Source organism: Hydrogenophaga sp. (assembly GCF_014773545.1).
In the GTDB taxonomy this organism is placed as follows: domain Bacteria; phylum Pseudomonadota; class Gammaproteobacteria; order Burkholderiales; family Burkholderiaceae_C; genus Hydrogenophaga.
The window spans coordinates 141441-164273 of sequence record NZ_SDDV01000001.1; the positions used below are offsets into that span (position 1 = coordinate 141441).

Here is a 22833-nt window from a genome sequence, read left to right on the forward strand (position 1 = left end):
TCCATCTCATCACCTACACATGCCAGTCACCGAACCGTTGACCCTCGTGCTTGTCTTGGTGTGCGTCCACTTGGTTTTTGCCATGGCATTTTTCACCTTGACGCGCCACCACCCCAGCGTGCCCGGTCCGGGCTGGTGGGCGTTGGCCAGTGTGCTCGGCGTGCTGGCGGTGCTGCTGATTGGCTTGCGTTCGCGCGCGCCCGATATGCTCTCCATTGCCTTGGGCAATACCGTCTTGTTGGCCAGTCTGGTGTTGGTCTGGTTCGGGCTACGCCGCTACCTGGACTTGCAACTGCCCCTGCGCGCTGCCGGGGCCGCTCTGCTGGCGCTGTTCGGTGCACATGCGCTGCTCTATATCAACTCGGACGCAGGGGCCCCTAGCATGGCGCTGGAGGTCTTGGCCATCATCGTGCTGGTTTTGTGCGTCTGGCGCGACCTGCGCCAGCACCGCTTGACGCGACAGTCGCGCGAGATGCGCGCCTTCAAGCGACTGGTCGCGACCGATGCGTTGCTGATGGCCTTGCTGCTGTTGCCGCTGATTCTGTGGTGGCCCGCCAGTGCCGAGGTCGCGCCGTATGGCTGGTTGGCGCGTGCGCTGCTGATTTTCTATCTGCTCAACATACTGATGGGGGCTGTGCTCTGCATCACGCTGGTGTCGTATCGCTTGCAGCAAGACAGCGAGCGTGGGCGGCAGGTGTTGCAGACGCGCGAGGCGCAGTCGCGTGCACTGATCGACAATCTGGGTGCTGCGGTGATGGTTTTTCGGCCCGACCAGACGCTGGTCAGCGTCAACAACGCCGCTCGCTGCTTCCTGGGCTGGAGCGAGGAGCAGGTCCACCCGGTGCTGCCCGAGTCGATGGCGCAGGACTGGCGCATGCTGCGCGAGGATGGACAGCCCATGCGTCGGCACGAAATGCCATTCTTTCGCGTGCTGGCCACAGCGCAGCCGGTGCGCGACGTGATTTTTGGCATGACAGCCCAGACGCAGACGCCGCTGCGCTGGGCCTTGTGCAGCGCCTATCCGGAGACCGACGCCATGGGCGGGTTGCGCCATGTGGTGCTGACTTTTGTCGACATCACCTCGCTCAAACAGGCGCAGCAGCAGCAAAAATCACTTGAGGGCCAACTCGCGCAGGCGCAAAAAATGGAAGCACTAGGGACGCTGGCCGGCGGCGTGGCGCACGACTTCAACAACATCCTGGCAGCCATTCTGGGCAATGCCGAGCTGGCCCGCCAAGACCTGCCCGACGGCGCGGCGGTGCACCGCAGTCTGCTAGAAATCAGCACCGCGGCCCGACGCGGCCGCGAACTGGTGCGTCAGGTGCTGGCCTACAGCCGCCAGCAGCCGATGGCACCCGAGCCGGTTGATCTGACCCAGGTACTGGCTGAGACCTGCGTCCTGTTGCGCGCCGGGATAGCGCCCAAGATCGAGCTGCTGCAGACTTGCGGTGCCGACATGGCACCGATTCTGGCCGACTCGACCCAGCTCAGTCAGGTGCTGCTGAACCTGGGCACCAACGCCTGCCACGCCTTGCAGGGGCAAGCCGGGCGGATCGAATTCAGACTCGATCAACTGCCGCCGGGCGACGGCCGAATCCCTGCGGAACTGGCGCCGCTGTGTGCGGCGCGCGGGGTCGCGGCGGTGCGCTTGCAGGTGCAGGACGACGGCTGCGGCATGGACGCAAGCACCCGCGCCCGCATTTTCGAGCCCTTTTTTACCACCAAGCAAGTCGGCAGCGGCACCGGCCTGGGTTTGTCGGTGGTGCTGGGCATCGTGCAGGCGCACGGCGGCGTCATCGAGGTCGACAGCGCACCTGGCGCGGGCACCACATTCACCCTCTATTTCCCTGCCATGGCAGCGCCGCCAGCGCCTGCTGCTTCACTTGCTGTGCAAAAGCATGACGCCGTTGAAGGCACAATGGCTGCCAGCGCCGCTGCCGATTTTCGAGCAGCCCACACCGTGGAGCCTACTGACATGGCCGACACCACAAGCGATAATCCGCGTCATATTTTGTATCTCGACGACGACGACGCGCTGGTGTTTCTGGTGCGTCGCCTGCTCGAGCGGCGCGGCTACAAAGTCAGCGCCTTCACCGACCAGGCGCAGGCCATTGAAGCCGTGCGCCGCCAGCCCGACGGCTTTGATCTGCTGCTGAGCGACTACAACATGCCCGGCATGTCGGGGCTGGACGTGGCGCGGGCGGTGCTGGCCATCAACCCGGCGCTGTCGGTGGCGCTGGCATCGGGGTATATCACCGACGAATTGCAGTCGAGCGCGCTGGCCGCCGGCGTGCGCGAAGTGGTCTTCAAGACCGACGCGGTAGAACAATTTTGTGAGGTGGTGGCGCGTCTGGCGCGGCCGAAGCCGATCTGAGAGGTCGGCCAGCGCGAGCCGGCGGCGCTGGCGCGTGCCGGGCGGTTTGATCTGCAACTGCGCGGGCAGGCATTTGGTCAAGCCGCGCCGGGTGGCAAGCACTGGCGCACCGTCTGCGCCAGCGCCTTGATGCCGCTGCGGATGTGCTCGGCGCTGGCGCTGGCGAACGACAGGCGCAGCGTGCGCGGGTCGGCGTGCTGGGCGTAGAACGCGGCGCCGGGCACGAAGGCCACGCCATTTTCCACCGCCTGCGGCAGCAGTTCGACGGCGCTCAGGCCCGCAGGCAGTCGCAGCCACAAAAAAAGGCCGCCGGCGGGCGCGTCCCAGTGCACGTCCAGGCCGCTCATCTGCTCGCGCAGGGCCTCCAGCATGGTCTGGCACTGGCGCTTATAGCGTGCGCGCACGCTGGGCAGGTGACGCTCCAAATAGCCGTCCTTGATGACCTCGAGCGCCAGGCGTTGGTTCAAGCTCGGGGTGTGCAGGTCGGCAGCCTGCTTGGCTTGCAATAGTTTGGGGTAAAGGGCGTCAGGGGCGACGACGAAGCCCAGGCGCAGTCCGGGCGCCAGGATTTTGGAAAACGAACCCAGGTAGATGCAGCCTTCGGGGTGAATGGCGCTCAGGGGCGCCGGCGCGGGCGCGTCGAACCAGAGTTCACCATAGGGATTGTCCTCCACCAGCGGCAGGCCGACGCGGTGGGCGACCTGCGCCAGCGCCAGCCGTCGCGCCGCGCTCATGCTACGACCGGTCGGGTTTTGAAAGTTCGGCAACACATACAAAAAGCGCGCCGCCGTCGAAGGGGGGTGAACGGGGTCCAGATTGAGTGTGAGCAAGCGACGGCGCTGCGGATCGTCCGCATGATCGGGGCCGCGGTTCAGTTGCTCGAGCAGCGAGTCTACAGCGACGCCTTCGGCGTCGCTGGCCACGCCCTCGATCGATGGCTCCATGGACGCAAAGGCTTGCAAAGCGCCCAGGTGGGTTGGGTTCTCCACCAGCACCCGGCTGCCGGCATCGAGCAAAACCTTGCTCACCAAATCCAATCCTTGCTGGCTGCCGGTGGTGATCAGCACCTGAGCCGGATTGACCGCCCACGGCAGACTGGCCGCCACCCATTCGCGCAGCGGCGCATAGCCCGCGCTGTCGGCGTATTGCAGGGCGGCGCGGCCGTGTTCTACCCCATGACCGCGCAGCACGCGCTCGCAGGCGACGGCAAACGCATCGACGGCAAAGCTATTGAGCTCGGGCAGGCCGCCGGCCAGGCTGACAACGCCGGGTTTCTCGGTCAACTGCAGGATTTCACGGATCAGCGACAGGCTCATCCGTTCATTGCGGCGGGCCAGAATCCAGGGGAAAGGCGGCAGCGCGTTCATCGGCAATCCTTGCAATTCGTCTGAATACAATCGGGGTCAGATTCCAATTATTCCAAGCATCAGGCAGCGAGCACGCCGACATGGCCCGACTTCCCCGACTCACGGTGCCCGGTTATGCGCACCACCTGATCCAGCGCGGCAACAACCGGCAGCCCATTTTCGCGCGGCCTGACGATTATCGGCATCTGCTGGCCTTGCTGGCCGAGAATGCGGCCAAGTTTCGGGTCGCGATTCACGCCTATGTGCTGATGAGCAACCACTTTCACCTGTTGGCTACACCCGAGACCAGCGACGGACTGCCGCAGATGATGCAGGCCTTGGGGCGGCGCTACGTGCGCTATTTCAACGACTGCCAGAGCCGCAGCGGCACCTTGTGGGAAGGGCGTTATCGCTCGACGCTGATCGAATCCGAGCGCTACCTGCTGGTTTGCATGGCTTACATCGACCTCAATCCAGTGCGCGCGGGCCTGACGGCGCAGGCGCAAGACTATCCCTGGTCGAGCCACGCGCACTACATCGGGCAGCGGCTCGACCGGCTCATCACGCCGCATCCGCTGGCCTGGTCGCTGGGAAACACGCCTTTTGCCCGCGAGGCGGCCTATGCCGATCTGGTGCGCGCCGGTCTGGGGTCCGAGCAGCAAACGGTGCTGACCCGCTCGACCCTGAGCGGCTGGGCCCTGGGCGGGCCGGATTTCGTTGCCGATCTGCAACGGCGCACCGAGCGCCGGATCAGCCCCATGCGCGCCGGCCGACCGCTCCTGAAAGCCAAGGAGCCGCATTCCATGCAAGCTGACTGCAAAGAATCGAGTTTGAAAAAAAATGGAAATCCAATGAAAGAAAGCAACGCATGAGTTTTCTTAATCAGCTCAAGCAACAGGCGCAATCGCTGCAGGCGCAGCAGGGCGCGCAGATCAAGGATCTGGAGGCCAACACCGCTGTGACCGAGCTTGCCTGCAAGACCGTTTGGCACTATTTCGCCGATCTGCCACGCCAGCTCAACGTGATCGAGCCCGCCGCAGCGGCGCTGAGTCTGGACGGCAAGACACCGTGGCCGGCGATGAAGCAGACCGACTTTCGCTTCGATGCGCGCAAGAAAATGCTGCGCGACAGGGAAGTGTTTGACTACCTCGTGCTGGGCTGGCGGCTGGTGCCGCGCGACGGCACCGCAGGCAAGTCCCGCGTGAAGGTGAACTTTCCTCCCGACCTGGAGCGGGTCGAGCGCCGCTTGCGTGCCGCTCATGTGCCGTATGAACGGCAGGAGCTGCGTCACCCTGAGACCAACGGCTTGCAGTCCATCGTGTTCGAGTACGAATGGGCTGCGAACGCCAGCGTGCTCGTGACGGCCGAGCACGACATCGCCGTGTTGCAGTTCCGGCTGGCGGGCGTCAACGGACTGGAGATCGTGAAAACCAGCTACCGTGCGGACCAGATCCATCACGCGGTGCTGGACGAGTTGGCAAAGCTCATCGTGAGCGAGTCGAGCTGCTTTCTCTGAGTGTTCGCCGTGCTGCCAGCAGGGGACGGAACGGGGTATGGATTTCAGTTTTCTTAATCTGTCCCCGATTTATTGAAAATTGATTTTTAAGGCAATTAATTGGAATCTGACCCCGATTAAAAGTTTTGAAAATTTTGCTGTGGCGCACTAGAATCGAGCGCTCCGTTTTTTGCCCCCACCGAGAAGGAAGCGCCATGACCACGGCAGCCGAACAGCAGCAACTCCAGCAACAAGGTCTGTACGACCCGGCGCATGAGCACGACGCTTGTGGCGTGGGCTTCGTGGCCCATATCAAGGGCGAAAAGAGCCATGCGATCGTCCAGCAGGGCCTGAAGATTCTGGAAAACCTGGACCACCGGGGTGCCGTGGGCGCCGATGCGCTGATGGGCGACGGTGCCGGCATTTTGATCCAGTTGCCCGATGCGCTGTACCGCGAGGAAATGGCCGCGCAGGGCATTGCGCTGCCTGCGTCCGGCGAATACGGTGTGGGCATGATCTTCATGCCCAAGGAACACGCTTCGCGTCTGGCCTGCGAGCAGGAAATGGAGCGCGCCATCGCCGCCGAAGGCCAGGTGCTGCTGGGCTGGCGCGACGTGCCGGTGAACCGGGACATGCCGATGTCGCCCACCGTGCGCAAAAAGGAGCCGATCTTGCGCCAGGTGTTCATCGGCCGCGGCAACGACGTGATCGTGCAGGACGCGCTGGAGCGCAAGCTGTACGTGATCCGCAAGACCGCCAGCGCCCACATCCAGTCGCTCGGCCTCAAGCACAGCAAAGAGTATTACGTGGTGAGCATGAGCAGCCGCACCGTGATCTACAAGGGCTTGCTGCTGGCCGATCAGGTCGGCACTTACTACAAGGACTTGCAAGACACCCGCTGTGTTTCCGCCCTGGGTCTGGTGCACCAGCGCTTCTCCACCAACACCTTTCCGGAGTGGCCGCTGGCCCACCCGTACCGTTATGTGGCGCACAACGGCGAGATCAACACCGTCAAGGGCAATTACAACTGGATGAAGGCGCGCGAGGGCGTGATGGCCTCGCCGGTGCTGGGCGCCGACCTGCAAAAGCTGTACCCGATCAGCTTCGCCAACCAGTCCGACACCGCCACGTTTGACAACTGCCTGGAGCTGCTGACCATGGCGGGTTACCCGCTGGCGCAGGCGGTGATGATGATGATCCCCGAGCCCTGGGAGCAGCACAGCACCATGGACGAGCGCCGCCGGGCTTTCTACGAATACCACGCGGCGATGATGGAGCCCTGGGACGGCCCGGCCTCCATCGTCTTCACCGACGGGCGCCAGATCGGCGCCACGCTGGACCGCAACGGCCTGCGCCCCTCGCGCTACTGCATCACCGACGACGACATGGTCATCATGGGTTCCGAGTCGGGCGTGCTGCCGGTGCCGGAAAACAGGATCGTGCGCAAGTGGCGCCTGCAGCCCGGCAAGATGTTCCTGATCGATCTGGAACAGGGCCGCATGATCGACGACGAGGAGCTCAAAGCCAACCTCGCCAACAGCAAGCCCTACAAGCAGTGGATCGAGAACCTGCGCATCCACCTGGACGACGTGGAGCACCCCGTTGCCGGTGAAGATGCGGTCGAACGGCCGATCAGCCAGACCGCGCCGCAATCCACCGGCGCCGAGCGCATCTCGCCCGAGCTGCTGGACCGCCAGCAGGCCTTTGGCTACACCCAGGAAGACATCAAGTTCCTGCTCAGCCCGATGGCCGCCAACGGCGAAGAGGGCATCGGCTCGATGGGCAACGACAGCCCGCTGGCCGTGCTGTCCGACAAGGACAAGCCGCTCTACAACTACTTCAAGCAGCTGTTCGCCCAGGTGACGAACCCGCCGATCGACCCGATCCGCGAAGCGATCGTGATGTCGCTGGTGTCCTTCATCGGCCCCAAGCCCAACCTGCTGGACATCAACCACGTCAACCCGCCGATGCGCCTGGAGGTGAGCCAGCCGGTGCTGGACGTGGCCGACATGGCCAAACTGCGCGACATCGAGGGCGTGACCCAGGGCAAGTTCCGCAGCCACACGCTGGACATCAGCTACCCGGTGTTCTGGGGCCGTGAAGGGGTGGAGGCCAAGCTGGCGTCGCTGTGTGCCGAAGCGGTGGACGCGATCAAGAGCGGCCAGAACATCCTGATCATCAGCGACCGCGCTGTGAGCGCCACCCAGGTGGCCATTCCCGCGCTGCTGGCGCTCTCGGCCATCCACCAGCACCTGGTGCGCGCGGGCCTGCGCACCTCGGTGGGCCTGGTGGTGGAGACCGGCAGCGCGCGCGAAGTGCACCACTTCGCGGTGCTCGCGGGCTACGGCGCCGAGGCCGTGCACCCCTACCTGGCGCTGGAAACCCTGGCCGCGATCTGCCAGGGCCTGCCGGGCGAGCTGAGCGCCGAGAAGGCGATCAGCAACTACGTCAAGGCCATCGGCAAGGGCTTGTCCAAGATCATGTCCAAGATGGGCGTGAGCACCTACATGTCGTACTGTGGCGCCCAGCTGTTCGAGGCCATTGGCATCAACAGCGAGACGGTGGCCAAGTACTTCACCGGCACCGCCAGCCGCGTCGGCGGCATCGGCGTGTTCGAGATCGCCGAAGAAGGCATCCGCATGCACAAGGCGGCGTTCAGCGACAACCCGGTGCTCGCCACCATGCTGGACGCCGGCGGTGAATACGCTTGGCGCGCCCGTGGCGAAGAGCACATGTGGACGCCCGACGCCATCGCCAAGCTGCAGCACAGCACGCGCGCCAACAACTGGAACACGTACAAGGAGTACGCCCAGATCATCAACGACCAGAGCAAGCGCCACATGACGCTGCGCGGTCTGTTCGAGTTCAAGATCGATCCGAGCAAGGCGATTTCCATCGACGAAGTCGAACCGGCCCAAGAGATCGTCAAGCGCTTCGCCACCGGCGCCATGTCGCTGGGCTCCATCTCCACCGAGGCGCACGCCACGCTGGCGGTGGCCATGAACCGCATCGGCGGCAAGAGCAACACCGGTGAAGGCGGCGAAGACGCGCTGCGCTACCGCAACGAGCTCAAGGGCATCCCGATCAAGCAGGGTCAGACCATGTCCGAGCTGCTGGGCAAGGACACTTTCGAGGTCGACTACGTGCTGCAAGCCGGCGACTCGATGCGCTCCAAGATCAAGCAGGTGGCGTCGGGCCGTTTCGGAGTCACCGCCGAATACCTCAACAGCGCCGACCAGATCCAGATCAAGATGGCGCAGGGCGCCAAGCCGGGCGAAGGCGGCCAGTTGCCCGGCGGCAAGGTGTCGGACTACATCGGCAAGCTGCGCCACAGCGTGCCGGGCGTGGGCCTCATCAGCCCGCCGCCGCACCACGACATCTATTCCATCGAAGACCTGGCGCAGCTGATCCACGACCTGAAAAACGTGGCGCCGCACAGCTCGATCAGCGTCAAGCTGGTGTCGGAAATCGGCGTCGGCACCATCGCTGCGGGCGTGGCCAAGTGCAAGGCCGACCATGTGGTGATCGCCGGTCACGACGGCGGCACCGGCGCTTCGCCTTGGTCGTCGATCAAGCACGCCGGTTCGCCGTGGGAAATCGGCCTGGCCGAGACCCAGCAGACCCTGGTGCTCAACCGCCTGCGCGGCCGCGTGCGCGTGCAGGCCGACGGCCAGATGAAGACCGGCCGCGACGTGGTGATTGGCGGCCTGCTGGGCGCCGACGAGTTCGGCTTCGCCACCGCGCCGCTGGTGGTCGAGGGCTGCATCATGATGCGCAAGTGCCACCTGAACACCTGCCCGGTGGGCGTGGCCACGCAAGACCCGGTGCTGCGCAAGAAATTCACCGGCAAGCCCGAGCACGTCGTCAACTACTTCTTCTTCATCGCCGAAGAAGCGCGGAGAATCATGGCGCAGCTGGGCATGCGCACCTTCGACGAGCTGATCGGCCGCGCCGATCTGCTGGACACCCAGCAGGGCATCGAGCACTGGAAGGCCAAGGGCCTGGACTTCAGCCGCCTGCTGGCCATGCCCGCCGTGCCGGCCGACGTGCCGCGCCTGCACACGCAGAACCAGGACCACGGCCTGGAAAAGTCGCTGGACAACATCCTGATCGCCAAGAGCCGCCCGGCCATCGACAAGGGCGAGAAGGTGCGCTTCATGGAGGCGGCGCGCAACGTGAATCGCTCGGTCGGCGCCATGCTCTCGGGCGCGGTGACCCAAGTGCACGCCGAAGGCCTGCCCGACGACACCATCCACATCCAGCTCGAAGGCACGGGCGGCCAGTCCTTCGGCGCCTTCTTGTGCAAGGGCATCACGCTGTACCTGATCGGCGACGCCAACGACTACACCGGCAAGGGTCTGTCGGGCGGTCGCGTGGTGGTGCGCCCCAGCCTGGACTTCCGCGGCGTGGCGACGCAGAACATCATCGTCGGCAACACCGTGATGTACGGCGCCACCAGCGGCGAGGCCTTCTTCGCTGGCGTGGCCGGTGAGCGCTTCGCGGTGCGCCTCTCTGGCGCCACCGCGGTGGTGGAGGGCACGGGCGACCACGGTTGTGAATACATGACCGGCGGCACCGTGGCCGTGCTGGGTAAGACCGGCCGCAACTTCGCCGCCGGCATGAGCGGCGGTCTGGCCTATGTGTACGACGAAGACGGCCAGTTCGCCAAGCGCTGCAACACCGCCATGGTCAGCATGGAAAAAGTGCTGAGCACGGCCGAGCAGGAAGCCAGCATGGACAAAGCCATCTGGCACCGCGGCCTGAGCGACGAAGCGCAGCTGAAGAAGCTGCTCGAAGAGCACAACCGCTGGACCGGCAGCAAGCGCGCGCGCGAACTGCTCGACACCTGGGCCGAGTCGCGCGGCAAGTTCGTGAAGGTGTTCCCGAACGAGTACAAGCGCGCCCTGGGCGAGATCAACGCCCGCAAAAAGGCCGCCACCGCCACCACCAAAGCTCAGGGCACGGCCAAGCAGGCCACGGCCGCTGCCAAATAAGCCCGGAACGCACGCACACCAAGGACACGCAGCATGGGAAAAGTCACCGGCTTCATGGAATACGAGCGTCTGGAAGAGGGCTACAAGCCCGTGCCCGAGCGCCTGAAGCATCACAAGGAATTTGTTGTCACCCTCGATGACAGCCAGGCCAGGCTGCAGGCGGCGCGCTGCATGGACTGCGGCACGCCGTTCTGCAACAGCGGCTGCCCGGTCAACAACATCATTCCGGACTTCAACGACCTCGTGTACGCGGGCGACTGGCAGAACGCTATTCAAGTGCTGCACAGCACCAACAACTTCCCCGAGTTCACCGGCCGCATCTGCCCCGCACCCTGCGAAGCGGCCTGCACGCTCTACGTCAACGAGGACGCGGTGGGCATCAAGTCCATCGAGCACGCGATCATCGACAAGGCCTGGGAGCAGGGCTGGGTGTTGCCGCAGCCACCGCGCCACAAGACCGGCAGATCGGTCGCCGTGGTCGGCTCCGGCCCCGCCGGCATGGCCGCAGCCCAGCAGCTGGCCCGCGCCGGCCACGACGTGACGGTGTTCGAGAAAAACAGCCGCATCGGTGGGCTGCTGCGCTACGGCATCCCCGACTTCAAGATGGAGAAGAGCCACATCGACCGCCGGGTCGCGCAGATGCAAGCCGAGGGCGTGGTGTTCCAGACCAGCACCTTGATCGGCAGCCTGCCCGACAGCCTCAAGATCACCAACGACGCCCACACCGTGATCAGCGCCGAAGCGCTCCAGGCCCGGTTCGACGCCGTGCTGCTGACCGGGGGCGCCGAGCAGAGCCGCGATCTGCCGGTGCCCGGTCGCGATCTGGACGGCATCCATTTCGCGATGGAATTCCTGCCGCAGCAGAACAAGGTCAACGCGGGCGACCAGCTCAAGAGCCAGTTGCGCGCCGACGGCAAACACGTCATCGTGATCGGCGGTGGTGACACCGGCTCCGACTGCGTGGGCACCAGCACCCGCCACGGCGCGCTCAGCGTGACCCAGTTCGAGCTCATGCCCGAGCCGCCCGAGCAGGAGAACAAGCCGCTGGTGTGGCCTTACTGGCCGCTCAAGCTGCGCACCAGCTCCAGCCACGACGAAGGCGCCGAGAAGGGCATCCTGCAGCGCGAGTTCGCCATTTCCACCAAGGCCTTCAAGGGCGACAAGGGCAAGCTCACCGGCCTGACCACGGTGCAGGTCGAAGTGAAAGACGGCAAGCTGGTCGAGATCGCTGGTACCGAAAAGGAATACCAGGCCGACCTGGTGCTGCTGGCCATGGGCTTCGTGAACCCGGTGGCCGCCGTGCTCGACGCCTTTGGCGTGGCCAAGGACGGGCGCGGCAACGCCAAGGCCAGCACCGACTTCACCGGCGGCTACGCCACCAGCGTGGCCAAGGTGTTTGCCGCGGGCGACATGCGACGCGGTCAGAGCCTGGTGGTCTGGGCGATCCGCGAAGGCCGCCAGGCCGCGCGCGCGGTGGACGAGTTCCTGATGGGATTTTCCGACCTGCCGCGTTGAGTGGCAGCCCGCACAGCGGTCAGCGGGTTTTCCCTCGTCCCTTATGATCTCCGGATCGGAAGCCCTATTTTCCGATCGCCGTCTTCATGCCCAGCCCCACATCTTCTGCTCTGGTCGAGTTTCGCAGTCTTAGCTTTGCTTACGGTGAACGTGCCGTCGTCGAGCGCATTTCGCTGCAGATTCCGCGCGGCAAGGTCACCACGCTGATGGGCGCTTCGGGCGGCGGCAAGACCACGCTGCTGCGTCTGATGGGCGGTCAGGTGCGCGCGCAAAGCGGCGCGCTGCTGTTTGACGGCGAGGACGTGACCTGCATGGACAAAACCGCGCTGTACGCGGCGCGCCGTCGCATGGGCATGTTGTTTCAGTTTGGCGCGCTGTTCACAGACCTGAGCGTGTTCGACAACGTGGCTTTTCCGCTGCGCGAACACACCCGGCTGCCCGCGGCGCTGGTGCGCGACATCGTGCTGATGAAGCTGCACGCGGTGGGCCTGCGCGGCGCGCGCGATCTGATGCCGGCCGAGCTCTCGGGCGGCATGGCGCGGCGCGTGGCGCTGGCGCGCGCGATCGCGCTCGACCCCGAACTGGTGATGTACGACGAGCCGTTTTCCGGCCTCGACCCGATCTCGCTGGGCACCGCGGCGCGCCTGATCCGCCAGCTCAACGACACGCTGGGCCTGACCAGCGTGGTGGTGTCGCACGAACTGGAGCAGACCTTTGCCATTGCCGACCACGTGGTGCTGCTGGCCCATGGCCGCGTCGCCATCGAGGGTACGCCGCAGCAGGTGCGCGACAGCCGCGACCCGTTGATCCAGCAATACGTGCAGGCGCTGCCGGACGGGCCGGTGCGCTTTCACTACCCCGGCCCCTCGGTGGCGGCCGATTTCGGCCCCGCGGGCCGCAGCGGGGTGCAGGCATGAGGTGGTGGCATCCGGCCCGGCTGGGTTTTGCCGTGCGCCAGGGGCTGGCCAACCTGGGTCAGGGCGCGCGCTTGTTTTTTCGTTTGCTGCTGCTGAGCGGGTCGAGCTGGCGCCGCTTTGGCCTGATTCGCGACCAGATCCATTTTCTGGGCAACTATTCGCTCTCCATCATCGCCGTCTCGGGCCTGTTCGTTGGCTTTGTCTTTGGCTTGCAGGGCTACTACACGCTGGAGCGCTTTGGCGCCACCGAAGCGCTCGGGCTGCTGGTGACGCTGTCGCTGGTGCGTGAAATCGGGCCGGTGGTCACCGCGCTGCTGTTTGCCGGACGCGCCGGTACCTCGCTCACTGCCGAAATTGGCTTGATGAAAGCCGGCGAGCAAATCAGCGTGATGGAGATGATGGCGGTCGACCCGATCGACCGCGTGCTGGCGCCGCGCCTGTGGGCCGGCATCATCGCCATGCCCTTGCTGGCCGCGGTGTTCAGCGCCATGGGAATCATTGGCGGCTGGGTCGTCGGCGTGCTGATGATTGGCATCGACGCCGGTGCGTTCTGGAGCCAGATCCAGGGCGGCGTCGACGTCTGGGCCGACGTTGGCAGCGGCATTGTCAAAAGCCTGGTGTTTGGCGTTGCCGTGACCTTTATCGCGCTGCTGCAGGGATTCGAGGCGCATCCGACGCCCGAAGGGGTGGCGCGCGCGACCACGCGCACCGTGGTCATGGCTTCTCTGACCGTGCTGGGCCTGAACTTTATGCTCACGGCAATGATGTTTAATATTTGACGTTATGCAAGCTTCCAAAATCGATGTCTGGGTCGGCCTGTTCGTGCTTGTCGGCACCGCCGCCGTCCTGTTTTTGTCACTGCAGGCGGCCAATCTGCTGGGCCTGAGCTTTGAGCCGACCTACCGCGTCAGCGCCCGCTTCGACGACGTGGGCGGCCTCAGGCCGCAGGCGGCGGTGCGCAGCGCCGGTGTGGTGGTCGGGCGGGTGCACAGCATCAGCTTCGATGACCAGACCTTTCAGGCCGAAGTCAAGCTCGAACTCGAGGCGCGCTACGCTTTCCCGCGCGACAGTTCGCTGAAGATTCTCACCAGCGGTCTGCTGGGCGAGCAGTACATCGGCATCGTTCCCGGGGCCGACGAACGCGTGCTGGCCGAAGGTGACGTGCTGCGGCAAACCCAGTCAGCGGTGGTGCTGGAAAATCTGATTGGCCAGTTCTTGTTCAACCGCGCCGACAGCGGCGCTGCGGCTGACGAGGCACAATGAACCCCGCCGCAGAAAGTGATTCACGTCTAGGCCTTGACATGTCGAATGCAAACAAACTTTGGGCATCTGGACGGGCGCTCGGTCTGGCCTGCTCATTGGCGCTGCTGGCTGGGTGTGCCAGCGGCCCGCAGGCGCACCCGCGCGACCCGCTCGAGCCCTTGAACCGCAGCGTCTCTGCCTTCAACGACCGGGTCGATGCTGCGCTGCTCAAGCCGGTCGCCATCGCCTACCGTGACCATACGCCTGATGTGCTGCGCACCGGCGTCAGCAATTTTTTCTCTAATTTGAGCGATTTCTGGTCCTTCATCAACGCTGCCTTGCAACTGCGACCGCAGGAGGCGGCGGAAAACTTCATGCGCTTCAACGTCAACACCGTGCTGGGCTTTGGCGGCGTGCTAGACATTGCGTCCGAGATGAAAATCGAACGCACCCGGCTCGACTTTGGCCAGACGCTGGGCCGCTGGGGCGTGCCTTCCGGGCCTTACCTGGTGCTGCCGCTGCTGGGGCCGTCGACGCTGCGCGACGCGGCCGCGCGCGGCGTCGAGGCGCGCGGCGATTTGTTGCAAGGCCTGGACGATGGCGGCGCGCGCAATGTGCTGTCGGTGTTGCGCGTGGTCGACACGCGCGCCAATCTGTTGCGTGCCACCGCCATACTCGACGCCGTGGCGCTGGATAGGTACAGTTTTACGCGCGACATTTTTCTGCAGCGCCGCGATACCCAGATCGAAGCCCTGATCGACCTGGGTATCGGCGTGCGCGACCGGAATGAACTACAGGCCAACCCGGCGCCGCCATGAATCGGCGCAGCGCAGGCAACTTTGGATCGAACGATTCGCTCCAACACCGGTATGGCGCGGCGCTGGCTGCGTGTGATGGGCCCACTGGCCCGGAAAGACAGATATGTTGAGAAGACGCTTTGGGCTGCTTGGGCTGTTGGCCGTGGTGCTGGCCGTGCAGGCGTTGCCTGGCCACGCTTCAATCGAAGCACCCGATGTCTTGGTCCAGCGCATCTCCGGTGAGGTGATGGCTGCCATCAGGGCCGACGCGGCGATTCAGGCCGGCGATGTTGATCGCATCACCGCTTTGGTCGATGCCAAGATCATGCCGCACGTGAACTTTCCGCGCATGACCGCAGCGGTGGTCGGGCGCCACTGGCGCTTGGCCACGCCCGAGCAGCAGCAGCGGCTGCAAGAGGAGTTCAAAGTCTTGCTGGTGCGCACCTATTCCGGCGCGCTGGGCGAGGTGCGCGATCAGACCTTGACATTTCGGCCGATGCGCGCGCGCCCCGAGGACACCGAGGTGGTGGTGCGCTCGGAGGTGCGGGGTCGGGGGCAGCCGATCCAGATGGATTACAGGCTGGAGAAGACGCCCGCTGGCTGGAAAATTTACGACATCAACGTGCTCGGCATCTGGCTGGTCGAGACCTACCGCAGCCAGTTCGCGCAGGAAATCAGCGCCCGTGGCATCGACGGGCTGATTGCCACCCTGGCCCAGCGCAACCGCCGCGGTGCACCTCGTGCAGGTTGAAGTGCCAGCGACCAGCCACGCATTGGCGGCGGCCTTGCCGCTGCGCCTGACCCAGCAGCAAGCCGGCGCCGAGCTGGCGCGCCTGACCGCGCTGCTGGTGCAGCAGCCAAGCACCCCGGCCACGCTGGACGCACAAGCCCTGCAAGTGTTTGATTCGTCAGCGCTGGCGCTGTTGCTGGAACTGCGCAGGCGCCTGCTGGCGCAGGGCAAGACGCTGCAGATTCAGCACTGGCCACCGCGCTTGCTGGCGCTGGCCAGCTTATACGGTGTGAGCGAATTGCTGCACGTTTAGAATGCTGGGTTCAGCCGCCCGCGTCGGATGTTCTGTGCGCGATCAGGCTGCTTTGCTGCGCCATGGCTGCCGTCTCGTTTCAAAACATATCAAAAACCTACCCTGGCGCGCGCGGCAATGTGCAAGCGCTGACGTCGGTGTCCCTGGACGTCGAGTCGGGTGAGTTTTTTGGCCTGCTCGGGCCTAATGGGGCTGGCAAAACCACGCTGATCAGCATTTTGGCTGGTCTGAGCCGCGCCAGCAGCGGCCGCGCGCTGGTGCATGGCAAGGACGTGCAGGCCGACTATCAGGCCACGCGCCGCCTGCTCGGCGTGGTGCCGCAGGAGCTGGTGTTCGACCCGTTTTTCAATGTGCGCGAGACGCTGCGCTTTCAGTCCGGCTACTTCGGCATTCGCCGCAACGACGACTGGATCGACGAGTTGCTGCTTGGCCTGGGCCTGAGCGACAAGGCCGACGCCAATATGCGTCAGCTCTCGGGCGGCATGAAGCGCCGCGTGCTGATTGCGCAGGCGCTGGTGCACAAGCCGCAGGTGATCGTGCTCGACGAGCCGACCGCCGGCGTCGACGTCGAGCTGCGCCAGACCCTGTGGCAATTCATCTCCGACCTCAATGTGCGGCTGGGCTGCACGGTGCTGCTGACCACCCATTACCTGGAAGAAGCCGAGGCCTTGTGCGGGCGCATTGCCATGCTCAAAAACGGGCAGTTGCTGGCGCTCGAATCGACCAGCGAGCTGCTGCGGCGCGCTTCGTCCCATGTGCTGCGCTTCAAGACCGACCAGCGCTTGCCGGCCGATTTGCTGGCGCAAGCGCGCGTCACCGGGCGCGTGGTGCAACTGCCGGCCTTGGATGCGCTGGCGGTCGAGCGGCTGCTGACGCGCCTGCGCGAGGCCGGCGTGCAGGCGCGCGACGTTGAAATTCGCAAGGCCGATCTGGAAGACGTTTTTCTTCATCTGATGGGGCAGGCGGAAAATGCCCCGGCGCCAGCGAGGGCTTGCGCATGAGGGGCTGGCAAGCGCTGTTCTACAAAGAAGTGCTGCGTTTTTGGAAAGTTGGTTTCCAGACCGTTGCCGCGCCGGTGATTACGGCCGTTTTGTACCTGCTGATCTTCAGCCACGTGTTGCAAGACCGGGTGCAGGTGTTCGAGTCGGTAGATTACGCGGCCTTTTTGCTGCCCGGACTGGCCATGATGAGCGTGCTGCAAAATGCCTTTGCCAACAGCAGTTCGTCGCTGATTCAGAGCAAGGTGATGGGAAACCTGGTGTTTTTGCAGCTCACGCCGCTGTCGCACCGGGCCTGGTTCGTGGCCTACGTCGGCTCTTCGGTGCTGCGCGGTCTGGCGGTCGGTCTGGTGGTGCTGGCGCTGGCCTGGTGGCTGGCCCGCCCCAGCCTCGAGGCGCCGCTGTGGATACTGGTGTTTGGCGTCCTGGGCGCGGCGCTGCTGGGCGCGCTCGGCGTCATCGCCGGCCTGTGGGCAGAGAAATTCGACCAGATGGCGGCCTTTCAGAACTTTCTCATCGTGCCCATGACCTTTCTCTCGGGCGTGTTTTACTCGATTCATTCGCTGCCCGATTTCTGGCAGGTCGTCAGCCACCTGAACCCATTTTTCTACATGATCGACGGTTTTCGCTACGGCTTTTTCGGCGTCAGCGACGTCTCGCCATGGCTCAGCCTGGCGCTGCTCAGCAGCGCGCTGCTGGCCGTCAGCGCGCTGGCGCTGCACCTGTTGAAAACCGGCTACAAAATACGACACTGACATCTGCCATGACCGCTGAACAACTGCATCAAATCATCGCCGCCGGCCTGCCGTGCCAGCACCTCGAAGTCAGCGGCGACGGCCGCCACTGGGCGGCCGTGGTCGTCTCGTCCGCTTTCGAGGGCCTGCGCCCAATTGCGCGTCACCAGCGTGTCTACGCCACCTTGGGCGCGCGGATTCGAACCGATGAAGTACACGCCTTGTCGATGAAAACCTACAGCCCCGCCGAATGGGCAGACCAAGCCTGAATCGAGCACGCCCGATGGACAAACTGCGAATCACCGGTGGCCGCCCACTCAATGGCGATGTGATCATATCCGGCGCCAAGAACGCCGCGCTGCCCGAGCTGTGCGCCGCCTTGCTGAGCGCCGAGCCGGTCACGCTGACCAATGTGCCGCGCCTGCGCGATGTGGCCACCATGCGCCACCTGCTCGACAGCATGGGTGTGCAGTCGCAAACCCACGGCGAGCGCGGCGGCATCACCCTGCAGGCGGGCGACGACATCAGGCCCGAGGCGCCCTATGAGCTGGTCAAGACCATGCGCGCTTCGGTGCTGGTGCTGGGGCCCTTGCTGGCGCGTTTTGGCCGTGCCCGCGTTTCGCTGCCGGGCGGCTGCGCCATCGGATCGCGTCCGGTCGATCAACACATCAAGGGCTTGCAGGCGATGGGTGCGGCCATCGAGGTCGAGCACGGCTACCTGGTGGCCACGCTGGCGCGGGGCAAGCAACGCTTGCATGGCGCACGCATCGCCACCGACATGGTGACCGTCACCGGCACCGAGAATTTCCTCATGGCCGCCGCGCTGGCCGAAGGCGAGACGCTGCTGGAGAACGCCGCGCAAGAGCCTGAAATTGCCGATCTGGCCGAGATGCTGATCGCCATGGGGGCGAAAATCGAAGGTCATGGCAGCAGCCGCATTCATATTCAGGGCGTGCCGCAACTCAGGGGCTGCACGCACCAGGTGGTGGCCGACCGCATCGAGGCCGGCACTTTTTTGTGCGCGGTGGCGGCCAGCGGGGGCGACGTGGTGTTGCGCCACGGTCGCGCCGAACACCTGGACGCGGTGATCGACAAGCTGCACGAGGCCGGAGCCGCCATCGAGGCCGGGCATGATGCTGCGGGTCACTTCATTCGCGTGCGCGCCAGCGGGCAGCTCAAGGCGCAGAGTTTTCGCACCACCGAATACCCCGGTTTTCCGACCGATATGCAGGCCCAATTCATGGTTTTGAACTGCATCGCGCAGGGAACCGCCAGGGTGACTGAGACGATTTTTGAAAACCGCTTCATGCACGTCAACGAACTGCTGCGTCTGGGCGCGCGCATCCAGACCGAGGGCCGGGTGGCGGTGGTCGAAGGCGTGCACCGGCTCTCGGGCGCTGCCGTCATGGCGACCGACCTGCGTGCCTCGGCCAGTCTGGTGATTGCCGGCCTGGTGGCCGATGGGCAAACCATTGTTGACCGCATCTACCACCTCGACCGGGGTTACGACCAGATGGAGAACAAGCTGCGCGCACTCGGTGCCGACATCGAGCGGATGAAGTGAAGCAGGTCCCTGCCGCCTTGGGGCGTTGCCAGCCGTGCGCTGTGCTGGGCAGAATCAATTTTTAAGGAGCAGGTGATTGATCACCCTCGCACTGTCCAAGGGACGCATTTTTGACGAAACCCTGCCGCTGCTCGCCGCTGCCGGGATCGAGGTGCTGGAAGACCAGCAGCGCTCGCGCAAGCTGATTTTGCCGACCAGCCACAGCGGCGTGCGCGTGCTGCTGGTGCGCGCCAGCGACGTTGCGACCTATGTCGAATACGGCGGCGCCGACCTGGGCGTGACCGGCAAAGACATCTTGCTCGAACACGGTGGCCAAGGTCTGTACCAGCCGCTCGATCTGCGCATTGCGCAGTGCCGCATGAGCGTGGCGGTGCGGCTTGATTTCGACTACGCCAGCGCCGTGCGCCAGGGCGCGCGGCTGCGCGTGGCGACCAAGTACACCCGCATAGCACGTGAATTTTTTGCTGACAAGGGCATGCACGTAGACCTGATCAAGCTCTACGGCAGCATGGAGCTGGCGCCGCTGACCGGCCTGGCCGACGCCATTGTCGATTTGGTCTCGACTGGCAATACGCTCAAGGCGAATCAGTTGATCGAGGTCGAGCGCATCATGGACATCAGTTCGCGGCTGGTCATCAACCAGGCCGCGCTCAAACTCAAGCGGGCCGCCATTCGGCCGCTTATCGACGTTTTCGCCCACGCCATCGCCAACCCCGCCGACGCATCATGAGCTTTGCTGCAGCGCCTCTTCGACTGTCTACCAGCGCGCCCGACTTTGAGACGCAGTTTGCAGCGCGGCTGCATTGGTCGGCTGCCACCGACCGCGCGATCGAGCAGCGCGTAGCCGACATTTTGGCCGACGTGCAGCGGCGCGGCGACGCGGCGGTGCTGGAGTACACGGCGCGCTTTGACGGCCTGAGTGCCGACAGCATGGCGGCGCTGGAGCTGACGCAGGCCGAACTCCAGGCGGCTTTTGAGGGCTTGCCGGCGGCCCAGCGTGCAGCGCTGGAATTTGCCGCCCAGCGCGTGCGCCGCTTCCACCAGGCGCAGTTGCAAGCCTGCGGCCAGAGCTGGAGCTACCGAGACGAAGACGGCAGCCTGCTCGGGCAAAAGGTCACGCCGCTGGAGCGCGTCGGCATTTATGTGCCGGGCGGCAAGGCGGCCTACCCGTCGAGTGTGCTGATGAACGCCATTCCGGCGCACGTGGCGGGCGTGTCCGAGATCATCATGGTGGTGCCAACCCCGCTGGGCGCCAAGAACGCGCTGGTGCTGGCGGCGGCCTTTGTGGCCGGCGTTTCGCGCGCCTTCACCATCGGCGGCGCGCAGGCGGTGGCCGCGCTGGCCTACGGCAGCGCCAGCGTGCCCAAGGTGGACAAGATCACCGGCCCCGGCAACGCCTACGTGGCCAGCGCCAAAAAGCACGTTTTCGGCACCGTGGGCATAGACATGATCGCTGGCCCGAGCGAGATTTTGGTGCTGGCCGATGGCAGCACGCCGGCCGAGTGGGTGGCGATGGACTTGTTCAGCCAGGCCGAACACGACGAGCTGGCACAAAGCATTCTGCTGTGCCCCGACGCCGCCTACCTGGACGCGGTGCAGCGCGAAATGGACCGTCTGCTGCCGACCCTGCCGCGCGCGGCCATCATCGCCAAAAGCCTGAACGACCGCGGCGCGCTGATTCACACCCGCAGCATGCAAGAGGCTTGCGCCATCAGCAACCGCATCGCGCCCGAGCACCTGGAGCTGGCCTGCCGCGAGCCGCAGCGCTGGGAGCCGTTGCTGCAACACGCCGGCGCCATCTTTCTGGGTGCCTACACCAGCGAGAGCTTGGGTGACTACTGCGCTGGCCCCAACCACGTGCTGCCCACCAGCGGCACGGCGCGCTTTTCTTCACCCCTGGGCGTGTATGACTTTCAAAAGCGCAGCAGCCTGATCGAAGTCAGCGCCGCCGGTGCGCAGCAGTTGGGCCGGGTGGCGGCCGAATTGGCCTACGGTGAAGGCTTGCAGGCCCACGCCCGCGCTGCCGAACTGCGGCTGACCGAGGTGCCCGCTATGCGGGGTGCCGCATGAGTGCCAAGCCGCTGGGCCCGATTCGCTTGGACCTGCAGTCCGTGCACGCCTACGCCATTCAAGACGCGGGGGGCATGGTCAAGCTCGACGCGATGGAAAACCCGTTTGCGCTGCCACCCGGGCTGCAGCAAAAGCTCGGGCAGCGCCTGGGCGCGGTGGCGATCAACCGCTACCCCGGTGCGCGCATCGAAGACCTGAGACAAGCGCTGGCGCGTTACGTCGACCTGCCTGCGGGTTGCGCGCTGATGCTGGGCAACGGATCGGACGAGCTGATTTCGCTGCTGGCGCTGGCCTGCGACGTGCCCGGTGCGTCCATCCTGGCGCCGCTGCCCGGCTTTGTCATGTACGCCATGAGCGCGCAGTTGCAGGGTCTGGCTTTTCACGGCGTGCCACTGACGGCCGACTTCGAGCTCGACGAGCCCGCCATGCTGGCCGCCCTGTGCGCGCACCAGCCCGCCATCACCTACATCGCTTACCCGAACAACCCGAGCGCCAACCTGTGGGACGCGGGGGTGATCCGGCGTCTGATTGCCCAGGCTGCCCGCTTCGACGGCCTGGTGGTGCTGGACGAGGCCTACCAGCCCTTTTCCAGTCGCAGCTGGATCGATGAGATGCGCGCCGACCCGCTCGCCAACGCCAACGTGCTGCTGCTGCGCACGCTGTCCAAGTTCGGTCTGGCGGGCGTGCGTCTGGGCTACCTGCTGGGGCCGCAGGCGCTGGTGCACGAGCTGGACAAGCTGCGCCCGCCCTACAACGTCAGCGTGCTCAACGCCGAATGCGCGCTGTTCGCGCTCGAACACGCCGACGTGTTTGCGCAGCAGGCGGCGCAGATTCGCCAGCAGCGTGGCTTGCTGATCGGTGCGCTGGCGCGCTTGCCTGGCGTCAAGCCGTTTGCCAGCGAGGCCAATATGGTGCTGGTACGCCTGCCCGGGCGCGACAGCGCCGATGTGGACGCCGCGCAACGCTGCTTCGAGCATTTGAAACAGCACGGCATTCTGGTCAAAAATGTTTCTAAAATGCACCCTCTGTTGAGCAATTGTTTGCGCATCACGGTGGGTACACCGGCCGAGAACGCGCAATTGATCTGTGCCCTGCAACAAGCCCTATGACCACTGCCGCATCCGTTTCCCCCAGCGCCGACCGCGTGGCTATGGTGCAGCGCAACACCGCCGAGACGCAAATCAGCGTGCGCGTCAACCTCGACGGCTCGGGCGCGGCCAAGCTGGCCACCGGCATCGGTTTTTTTGACCACATGCTGGATCAGATCGCCCGTCACGGCCTGATCGATCTCGCCATCCAGGCCCAGGGCGATCTGCACGTAGACGGCCACCACACGGTGGAAGATGTGGGCATCACGCTCGGGCAGGCCGTTGCGCAAGCGGTAGGCGATAAAAGAGGCATTCGCCGCTACGGCCACGCATACGTGCCGTTGGACGAGGCGCTGTCGCGCGTGGTGGTCGATTTTTCTGGCCGTCCGGGCCTGCACATGCGAGTGCCGTTCAAGAGCGGCATGGTCGGCAGCTTCGACACCCAGCTTGCCTTCGAGTTTTTTCAGGGCTTTGTCAACCACGCCGGCGTGACGCTGCACATCGACAACCTGCACGGCGAGAACGCCCACCACCAGGCCGAGACCGTGTTCAAGGCTTTTGCCCGCGCGCTGCGCATGGCGCTCGAGCGCGACGCGCGCCTGGGCGACGTGATTCCTTCCACCAAAGGCTCGCTCTGAGTTTGCCTTTCTGCCTAC

General features: G+C 65.0%; 20 protein-coding genes. 19 read left to right on the forward strand and 1 reads right to left on the reverse strand.

What is annotated here, in order from left to right; genetic code table 11:
* Positions 1-82 precede the first annotated feature (82 nt).
* Positions 83-2374, forward strand: a complete 2292-nt coding sequence (locus EST26_RS00660) for an ATP-binding protein (RefSeq protein WP_291064509.1) — start codon at positions 83-85, stop codon at positions 2372-2374.
* 77 nt (positions 2375-2451) lie between these two features.
* On the opposite strand, the gene EST26_RS00665 is transcribed toward EST26_RS00660, so the two are convergent.
* Positions 2452-3741, reverse strand: coding sequence for a PLP-dependent aminotransferase family protein (locus tag EST26_RS00665; RefSeq protein ID WP_291064510.1), 1290 nt, complete (start codon positions 3739-3741; stop codon positions 2452-2454).
* 80 nt (positions 3742-3821) lie between these two features.
* Here EST26_RS00665 and EST26_RS00670 point away from each other — a divergent pair, with 80 nt between their 5' ends.
* From EST26_RS00670 to hisB, 18 genes are all read left to right on the forward strand, one after another.
* Positions 3822-4592 carry a transposase gene (locus tag EST26_RS00670; RefSeq protein WP_291064511.1) on the forward strand — a complete coding sequence of 257 codons (771 nt, stop codon included), beginning with the start codon at positions 3822-3824 and terminating at the stop codon, positions 4590-4592.
* Positions 4589-5236, forward strand: coding sequence for a hypothetical protein (locus EST26_RS00675; protein WP_291064512.1), 648 nt, complete (start codon positions 4589-4591; stop codon positions 5234-5236). The genes EST26_RS00670 and EST26_RS00675 overlap by 4 nt, the downstream gene beginning before the upstream one ends.
* Before the next feature lie 194 nt (positions 5237-5430).
* Positions 5431-10209: a glutamate synthase-related protein gene (locus tag EST26_RS00680; protein WP_291064514.1), complete on the forward strand. Its 4779-nt coding sequence runs from the start codon at positions 5431-5433 to the stop codon at positions 10207-10209.
* Between the two features lie 33 nt (positions 10210-10242).
* Positions 10243-11724, forward strand: a complete 1482-nt coding sequence (locus tag EST26_RS00685; protein ID WP_291064516.1) for a glutamate synthase subunit beta — start codon at positions 10243-10245, stop codon at positions 11722-11724.
* A gap of 86 nt (positions 11725-11810) precedes the next feature.
* Positions 11811-12641, forward strand: a complete 831-nt coding sequence (locus tag EST26_RS00690; protein WP_291064518.1) for an ABC transporter ATP-binding protein — start codon at positions 11811-11813, stop codon at positions 12639-12641.
* Entirely contained in the window at positions 12638-13420 is a 783-nt protein-coding gene (gene mlaE, locus EST26_RS00695) for a lipid asymmetry maintenance ABC transporter permease subunit MlaE (RefSeq protein ID WP_291064519.1), read from the forward strand. The genes EST26_RS00690 and mlaE overlap by 4 nt, the downstream gene beginning before the upstream one ends.
* Before the next feature lie 4 nt (positions 13421-13424).
* The gene (gene mlaD / locus EST26_RS00700) at positions 13425-13904 is read left to right on the forward strand and encodes an outer membrane lipid asymmetry maintenance protein MlaD (RefSeq protein ID WP_291064521.1); all 480 of its coding nucleotides are present in this window, start codon (positions 13425-13427) and stop codon (positions 13902-13904) included.
* A gap of 38 nt (positions 13905-13942) precedes the next feature.
* On the forward strand, positions 13943-14701 hold the full coding sequence (locus EST26_RS00705; protein WP_291064522.1) for a VacJ family lipoprotein: 759 nt from the start codon (positions 13943-13945) through the stop codon (positions 14699-14701).
* Positions 14702-14804: 103 nt separating this feature from the next.
* Entirely contained in the window at positions 14805-15431 is a 627-nt protein-coding gene (locus tag EST26_RS00710) for an ABC transporter substrate-binding protein (protein WP_291064524.1), read from the forward strand.
* 1 nt (position 15432) lies between these two features.
* On the forward strand, positions 15433-15723 hold the full coding sequence (locus EST26_RS00715) for an STAS domain-containing protein (RefSeq protein ID WP_291064526.1): 291 nt from the start codon (positions 15433-15435) through the stop codon (positions 15721-15723).
* A gap of 62 nt (positions 15724-15785) precedes the next feature.
* Positions 15786-16724 (forward strand): ABC transporter ATP-binding protein, encoded by a 939-nt coding sequence (locus EST26_RS00720; RefSeq protein ID WP_291064528.1) that lies wholly within the window; start codon positions 15786-15788, stop codon positions 16722-16724.
* Entirely contained in the window at positions 16721-17476 is a 756-nt protein-coding gene (locus tag EST26_RS00725) for an ABC transporter permease (protein ID WP_291064529.1), read from the forward strand. The genes EST26_RS00720 and EST26_RS00725 overlap by 4 nt, the downstream gene beginning before the upstream one ends.
* A gap of 8 nt (positions 17477-17484) precedes the next feature.
* Entirely contained in the window at positions 17485-17724 is a 240-nt protein-coding gene (locus EST26_RS00730) for a BolA family protein (RefSeq protein ID WP_291064531.1), read from the forward strand.
* A 14-nt stretch (positions 17725-17738) separates the two neighbouring features.
* A complete protein-coding gene (gene murA, locus EST26_RS00735; RefSeq protein WP_291064533.1) occupies positions 17739-19019 on the forward strand; it encodes a UDP-N-acetylglucosamine 1-carboxyvinyltransferase in 1281 nt (426 codons plus the stop codon).
* 76 nt (positions 19020-19095) lie between these two features.
* Positions 19096-19749, forward strand: a complete 654-nt coding sequence (gene hisG, locus EST26_RS00740) for an ATP phosphoribosyltransferase (RefSeq protein ID WP_291064535.1) — start codon at positions 19096-19098, stop codon at positions 19747-19749.
* Positions 19746-21089, forward strand: a complete 1344-nt coding sequence (hisD, locus tag EST26_RS00745; RefSeq protein ID WP_291064536.1) for a histidinol dehydrogenase — start codon at positions 19746-19748, stop codon at positions 21087-21089. Before hisG ends, hisD begins: the two co-directional genes overlap by 4 nt.
* Positions 21086-22198, forward strand: coding sequence for a histidinol-phosphate transaminase (hisC, locus tag EST26_RS00750; RefSeq protein WP_291064538.1), 1113 nt, complete (start codon positions 21086-21088; stop codon positions 22196-22198). The genes hisD and hisC overlap by 4 nt, the downstream gene beginning before the upstream one ends.
* Positions 22195-22815 (forward strand): imidazoleglycerol-phosphate dehydratase HisB, encoded by a 621-nt coding sequence (gene hisB / locus EST26_RS00755; protein ID WP_291064540.1) that lies wholly within the window; start codon positions 22195-22197, stop codon positions 22813-22815. Before hisC ends, hisB begins: the two co-directional genes overlap by 4 nt.
* Positions 22816-22833 lie beyond the last annotated feature (18 nt).